Origin of the sequence: Cupriavidus gilardii (assembly GCF_008801915.1) — a bacterium.
Taxonomy (GTDB): domain Bacteria; phylum Pseudomonadota; class Gammaproteobacteria; order Burkholderiales; family Burkholderiaceae; genus Cupriavidus; species Cupriavidus gilardii.
The window spans coordinates 43,221-49,778 of sequence record NZ_VZOV01000030.1 but is presented as its reverse complement, the minus strand read 5'-3'; the positions used below and the strand labels follow the sequence as shown (position 1 = coordinate 49,778).

Sequence of the window (6,558 nt, the reverse complement as noted above, 5' to 3'; positions counted from 1 at the left end):
CCACCGCGAAGCCGCGGCCCTGCTCGCCCGCGCGCGCCGCTTCCACCGCCGCGTTCAGCGCCAGGATGTTGGTCTGGAACGCGATGCCCTCGATCACGCCGATGATGTCGACGATCTTCTTCGACGCGCCGTTGATCTCGTCCATCGTCTGCACCACCCGGCCCACCACCTCGCCGCCCTTGACCGCGGTCTCCGACGCGTTGGCCGCCAGGCCGCTGGCCTGGCGCGCGTTGTCGGCGTTCTGCCGCACCGTGCCGGTCAGCTCTTCCATGCTCGAGGCCGTCTCTTCCAGCGAGGCCGCCTGCTGCTCCGTGCGCTGCGACAGGTCGTTGTTGCCCGCGGCGATTTCCCGCGAGGCCGATGCGATCGACTCGGCCGCGGCCTTGAACTCCTGCACCATGCCCGACAGCTGCAGCTGCATCTGCTTCATCGCGTACAGCATGCTGCCGCGGTCGCCGGCGCGCAGCTTGATCTCGGTCGAGAAGTCGCCATCCGCGATGCGCGAGGCGATCGAGGCCGCGTAGGCCGGTTCGCCGCCCAGCTGCCGCGACAGCGCGCGGGCCAGCAACACGCCCAGCAGCAACGACACCGCCAGTCCGCCGAGCACCAACGCCAGCATCCACAGGCGCGAGCTCTCGTAGACACCCTGCGCCTCTTCCATGTTGGCGCGGGCACCGGCATCGCGGCGCTTGACCATGTTGAACATCAGTTCTTCGATCGCATGGCCATCCTTGAGCAGCGCCGTGCTTTCCTCGAACACCTGGCTCTCGAACTGCGAGGTATCGAGCGGCTGACGCGAGACCAGCTCGACGTACTTGGCCATGCGGTCGCGATAGGCCGGCAGCATCGCGTCGAATTGCTTGATCAGCGCCTGACCTTGTTCGGTCTGGAAGGAATTGCGGGCCTGCTTGATGCGCTCGTCGACCACGCCGAACGATTTTTCGATCAGCGTCTTCTCGGTCGTCCGTTCACCCATCGTCGAGGCCGACAGCAGCGCGATCTGCGCGCGGCTGGCGTACAGCAGATTGATGTTGGCGTCCTGCACGGCCTTCAGCGCCTGCAGGTCGGTGTTGTATATCCGGCTGGTCCACTCGGTCATCCGGCCCATATTGACCACCCCCAGCAGGCCCATCGCCATGCCGATGACGGAAACGATCAGAAAGCCGACGACCAGCTTCGTCGCGACTCGCAGTTGCTTGAACCATTGCATGAGAACTACCTCTTCTTCTGGATGACCGTCCGGCCGGATGCGGCGCCGATCGCCAGCGATCGGTGCGCTTGCCGGCTTGCTTTCCGGCTTCGTTGTCGCGCCGGTTGATACTGCTGTCCGTGCTGGGATCGGTGCCCGGCGCCTGCCGGCGTCCGTGCCCGATCGCCCGTCAAATGCCGATCTTCATGCGCGTGCCAGTCGCGGCGCCGCTGCTTTCTGCGCCGCGTCCGCCGCACCCGCGCGCGGACGCAGCGGGCGCGGCTCGGCGTTCAGGCTGACGCGGAACACCGCCACCGCGTCGCGCAGCCGCGCGGCCTGGTCCTCGAGCGAGCCGGCCGCGGCGGCGGCCTGTTCGACCAGCGCCGCGTTCTGCTGCGTGACCTCGTCCATCTGCGCCACCGCCTGGTTCACCTGCTCGATGCCCGAGCTCTGCTCGGCCGACGCCGCGCTGATCTCGCCCATGATGTCCGTCACCCGCTTGACCGCCTGCACGATCTCGCCCATGGTCTGGCCGGCCTGGCCCACCAGCGCCGAGCCGTTGTCCACCCGCGCCACCGTATCGCCGATCAGCCCCTTGATCTCCTTGGCCGCGTTCGCGCTGCGCTGCGCCAGGCTGCGCACCTCGCCGGCCACCACCGCGAAGCCGCGGCCCTGCTCGCCCGCGCGCGCCGCTTCCACCGCCGCGTTCAGCGCCAGGATGTTGGTCTGGAACGCGATGCCCTCGATCACGCCGATGATGTCGACGATCTTCTTCGACGCACCGTTGATCTCGTCCATCGTCTGCACCACGCGGCCCACCACCTCGCCGCCCTTGACCGCGGTCTCCGACGCGTTGGCCGCCAGGCCGCTGGCCTGGCGCGCGTTGTCGGCGTTCTGCCGCACCGTGCCGGTCAGCTCTTCCATGCTCGACGCGGTCTCTTCCAGCGAGGCCGCCTGCTGCTCGGTGCGCTGCGACAGGTCGTTGTTGCCCGCGGCGACCTGGCGCGTCGCCGTGGCGATCGCGCTCATGCCTTCCTGGATTTCATGGACGACCGACAGCAGGCTGCGCTGCATCGTCTGCATCGCCTTGGCGAGCGCGCCGATCTCGTCGTTGCTGGAGAACTCGTAGCGCGTGGCCAGATCCCCCGCGCCCAGGCGCAGCGCGAAGTCCAGCATCTCGCGCATCGGGCGATGCACCATCGCCAGCAGCGCCGCGCCGGTGGCCATCGCCGACAGGCCGGCCAGTACGAAGCCGCCCCACAGCCACGGCCGCAGTGCCGCGCGCGTCTGCGGCTCGGCCAGCAGCTCGAACGCGGCCAGCGCGGCCAGGAACCATGCGAGGCCCACGCCCTGCGACAGCATGATGCGGCCGCGCAGGCCCAGCCGGCGCAAGCCGTCGACCCAGCCGAGCGGCCCGCGGCGGACCACCACGCCTTCGCGGATGCGGATGCCGGCGGCGTTGCCCGAGCGAATGCGCGCGTACGCGGCCTGCGCCGCCTCGATCTGCTCGGCGCTCGCCATCGAGCGAACCGACGTGTAGCCGACGGTCTGTCCGTCGACGCGGGTCGGCGTCACCGTCGCGCTGACCCAGTAGTAGTCGCCGTTCTTGCGGCGGTTCTTGACCAGCCCGACCCACGAGCGGCCCGCCTGCAGCGTGCGCCACAGATCCTCGAACGCCTCTGGCGGCATGTCGGGATGGCGCACCAGGTTGTGCGGCGCGCCGAGCAGTTCCTCGGCGGTGAAGCCGCTGACCTCGATGAACGCGCGGTTGGCGAAGGTGATGCGGCCCTTCAGGTCGGTGCGCGAGATCAGGTAATCGTTGGGCGCGAGCTTGTATTCGCGCGCGGTGACAGGCTGGTTGTTTCTCATGACGTTGTGCTGCTCGATTCGTTCGGGGCGCGCCTCAGGCCGCGGCGGCGGCTTCGATGGCGGCCAGTTCCTCGGTCGCCAGCAGCTTCTCGATATCGACCAGGATCAGCATGCGGTCTTCGACCGAGCCGAGGCCGCGGATGTATTCGGTGTCGAGATTGCCGGAGAACTGCGGCGTGGGCTTGATCTGGGCGGGAGTCAGCGTCAGTACGTCCGAGACGCCGTCGACCACGATGCCGGTGGTGCGGTGGTTCAGATCGACGATGATGACGACCGTGTACTGGTCGTAGCTGACCGTCTGCTGCTGGAACTTGATGCGCAGATCGACGATCGGCACGATGGTGCCGCGCAGGTTGATCACGCCCTTCAGATAGGCCGGCGCGTTGGCAATCTGCGTGACCGCCTCGTAGCCGCGGATTTCCTGGACCTTGAGGATGTCGACGCCGTATTCCTCGCGGCCCAGCGTGAAGGCGAGAAACTCCTCGCCGCTTCCTTCGGTCTTGCTGCTGACGTTCATCTTGCGCTCCCGCTCCCCGGTTGTGGCCGTCGTTGCGCGCTGGCGGAGTGCACCCCAGCCGGCCCGACCGCCTTTATCGACCACTGCGTGGCCACTGCCCTGGCAATTGCATGGCGATGGCGCCGCGATGGCGCGGCTCCAAGGGCGCGCACTGACCGCGCGCCTCGCCCCTTGCTGGTTATCGGCAGATCCGATGCGCGACTGAAGGGTCGGAAGCGGCCGCTTTTACCCCTCTTCGGAGGGGGATAGCAGCGCGGCGACCGACTGCATCAGTTGGTCGGGATCGAAGGGCTTGGGCAGGAAGCCGCTGGCGCCGGCCTCGCGGGCCTGGGCGCGGATCTGACCGTCGGCCTCGGTGGTCAGCATCAGGATCGGCATCGCCGCGTAGCGCGGCGCGGCGCGCAGCCGGCGGATCAGCGTCAGGCCGTCCATGCCCGGCATCACCTGGTCGGTGACGAGCATGTCGAACGGCTGCGCTGGCGGTGCGGCCTCGGCCACCGCGTGCGCCTCGTCGCCGTCCGCTGCCTCGGCGACGTCGTAGCCGCCGGCGCGCAGGCAGGCGGCGATCATGCGGCGCAGGGAGGGCGAATCGTCGACGACAAGAATGCGTTGAGCTGGCATGGCGGCTACCTCGAAACGGCGGCGGATCGGCCGGCAGACGGCGCGGGGCGATCCGTGTTCTATGCTGGTCGGCGCCGGCCCCTGCCGGCGCATCGCTGCGGCGCGGGCCGCCATATCGGACCGGGCTCGGTCCCATACCGCGGCGCTGTGCGCCAATCAGGCTTATCGGCGGCCCGGCGCGCTTCCTTTAGCGCACGGTGTGGCCGCGCGCGGCGTTCAGCGGCGCGGGCTGGACAGCAGGTCCGCGAAGCCGGGCGCTTCCATCGGGCGGGCCAGCAGATAGCCCTGCACCTCGTCGCAACCCATGCGCGCCAGGATGTCGAGCTGGGCCTGCGATTCGACGCCTTCGGCCACCACGCGCATGCGCAGCTCGTGCGCCAGCGCGACCATCGAGCCGACGATGGCGCGGCCTTGCGGATCCGACTCCAGGCCCCCGATCAGCGTGCGGTCGATCTTCAGCGTGCCGACCCGCAGCCGCTTCAGATAGCCGAGGCTGGAATAGCCGCTGCCGAAGTCGTCCAGCGCGACGTGGATGCCGAGCGCCTGCAGTTCGGTCAGCGTCTCCAGCGACTGCGCGATGTCCTTCATCGCCGCCGTCTCGGTGATCTCGAGCGTGATCGCCGACGGCGGAATGTCGTGCTGGTGGATCTGCTCGAGCAGGTACTGCGGGAAGTCGCGGCTGGCAAAACGCAGCCCCGACACGTTGATGGCAACCGGGACCACCGGCAGGCCGGCGTCCTGCCACTCGCGCACCTGGCGGCAGACGCTGGCGATGACCCAGTCGTCGAGCTTGTCGATCTGACCGGACTGCTCGGCCACCATGATGAATTCGGCCGGATTGACCGCGCCGAGCGTCGGATGGCGCCAGCGGCACAGCGCCTCGGCACCCACCACGGTGCGCGCGTCGACGTCGAACTTCGGCTGGTACTCGAGCGACAGGCCGTCATCCTGGATCGCCAGCCACAGATCGCGGCGGATCACCCGCATGCGGCGGGCGCGCTCGCCGGCGGCGGAGTTGAAGGTGCGCACCTGGTTCGAGCCAGATTCGCGCGCCTCGGACAGGCTGACCCGCGCCGCCTGCATCAGGCCTTCCGAGCTCTGCGCATCGCGTGGGTAGACCGCGATGCCGATATTGACGCCGATCTGCATCTGCAGGCCGCGCGCGGTGACGAACTCCGAGATCGATGCCAGCACGCGCGAACCGAGCTCGTGCGCGCGATTGGAGTTCAGCAGCGCCGGGACGCCCACGGCGAACTCGTCGCGCGCCAGGCGGGCCAGGAAGTCGTGCGGCTCGAGCGCGGCCTGGGCCAGCACGCTGGCGTCCTGCGCGAGGATGTCGTCGGCGCGCACCTCGAAGACTTCATCGACCTCGCGGAAGTCGGCGATATGGATCAGCAGCACCGCACAGCTGGTCTCGGCCAGCCGTGCATGGGCGATCGACTGGTCGAGCCAGCGGGCGAACGCGGCGCGGTCCGGCACGTCGGTGGCCACGCTGTATTCGCCGACCGTCGCCTGGCCGCGGCCCACCGGGCGGACCGTCAGCCGGCCGGGGATGCGGCCGTTGAGCCGACGCACGATGCGCGTCGGCAAACCCGGCGGCGCACTGCCACTGCGCTCGCCCTCGGGCTCGCCGGCATCGCTGAGCAGCACGTCGCGCTCGCGCTGCGGCGCATGGCGGCGGTCCAGCAACGACAACAGCGCGAACGCCGCCGTGCCCAGCACGGCCAGGCCCAGGCCGAACCAGGCCGGATGCAGCAGGTTCACCGCATCGATGCAGGCGGTGCGCGAGCTGGCGCCGCCGCACTGGTGGCCAAGCCCGATCCCGGCCGCGGCGATCACGCCCGCGCCGGCCAGCGTCGCGAGCATCGCGGCACCGCGCCAGTACGCCAGCGCCCGGTGCAGCCATTGCGCCAGCACCGTCGTGGCGATGCCGCCAACGAGCGCGGCCAGCGCCTGCGACCACTCGGCCGAACGCGGCACCGAGCCGGACAGCAACACGACCCAGACCGGCAGGCCGATCGACGCCTGCGACACCAGCCCCGCGGTCAGGGCCATCATGCGGCCGGACCATCCCGTCCCATCGCGGCCGCGGCCGGCAGCGCGAAGGCCGACGGCGATGCCGAGCAGGATGGCGAGCAGCAGAACGCTAAAACTCATATCGAAGGGGGCGCTGCGGAATGCGTGTAGATGGCGCGCCGTCAGGATCCGGCCCGAAGGCCGGCGACGGGACGCCCTGGGTATTGCCGAACCGCGTCGAACGCGGCGAATCGTGGTGCGGGGCCCCGGCGCACAGCGCATGCGCCGACTGCGGTTGGCAGCCGGCCACGCACCGCCCGGGACGTTAGCATAGCCACCGCGCGTA

General features: G+C 69.7%; 5 protein-coding genes. All 5 read right to left on the bottom strand.

All coding sequences use genetic code 11. The features are described 5' to 3' along the window. The coding region (locus F7Q96_RS23530) for a methyl-accepting chemotaxis protein (protein ID WP_151023387.1) at positions 1 to 1,210 on the bottom strand (1,210 nt) is incomplete at its 3' end. A gap of 183 nt (positions 1,211 to 1,393) precedes the next feature. After that, positions 1,394 to 3,058, bottom strand: a complete 1,665-nt coding sequence (locus F7Q96_RS23525; protein WP_053824412.1) for a methyl-accepting chemotaxis protein — start codon at positions 3,056 to 3,058, stop codon at positions 1,394 to 1,396. A gap of 34 nt (positions 3,059 to 3,092) precedes the next feature. After that, the gene (locus F7Q96_RS23520; RefSeq protein WP_053824413.1) at positions 3,093 to 3,575 is read right to left on the bottom strand and encodes a chemotaxis protein CheW; all 483 of its coding nucleotides are present in this window, start codon (positions 3,573 to 3,575) and stop codon (positions 3,093 to 3,095) included. A gap of 225 nt (positions 3,576 to 3,800) precedes the next feature. Then, positions 3,801 to 4,196 carry a response regulator gene (locus tag F7Q96_RS23515; RefSeq protein WP_082371822.1) on the bottom strand — a complete coding sequence of 132 codons (396 nt, stop codon included), beginning with the start codon at positions 4,194 to 4,196 and terminating at the stop codon, positions 3,801 to 3,803. Between the two features lie 216 nt (positions 4,197 to 4,412). Then, complete coding sequence (locus tag F7Q96_RS23510; RefSeq protein WP_151023386.1) at positions 4,413 to 6,353, bottom strand: putative bifunctional diguanylate cyclase/phosphodiesterase; 1,941 nt, start codon at positions 6,351 to 6,353, stop codon at positions 4,413 to 4,415. Positions 6,354 to 6,558 lie beyond the last annotated feature (205 nt).

Coding starts and splice junctions, on each gene's coding strand:
- F7Q96_RS23525 (WP_053824412.1), bottom strand. CDS start 3,058: ATGAGAAACAACCAGCCTGTCACCGCGCGCGAATACAAGCTCGCGCCC.
- F7Q96_RS23520 (WP_053824413.1), bottom strand. CDS start 3,575: ATGAACGTCAGCAGCAAGACCGAAGGAAGCGGCGAGGAGTTTCTCGCC.
- F7Q96_RS23515 (WP_082371822.1), bottom strand. CDS start 4,196: ATGCCAGCTCAACGCATTCTTGTCGTCGACGATTCGCCCTCCCTGCGC.
- F7Q96_RS23510 (WP_151023386.1), bottom strand. CDS start 6,353: ATGAGTTTTAGCGTTCTGCTGCTCGCCATCCTGCTCGGCATCGCCGTC.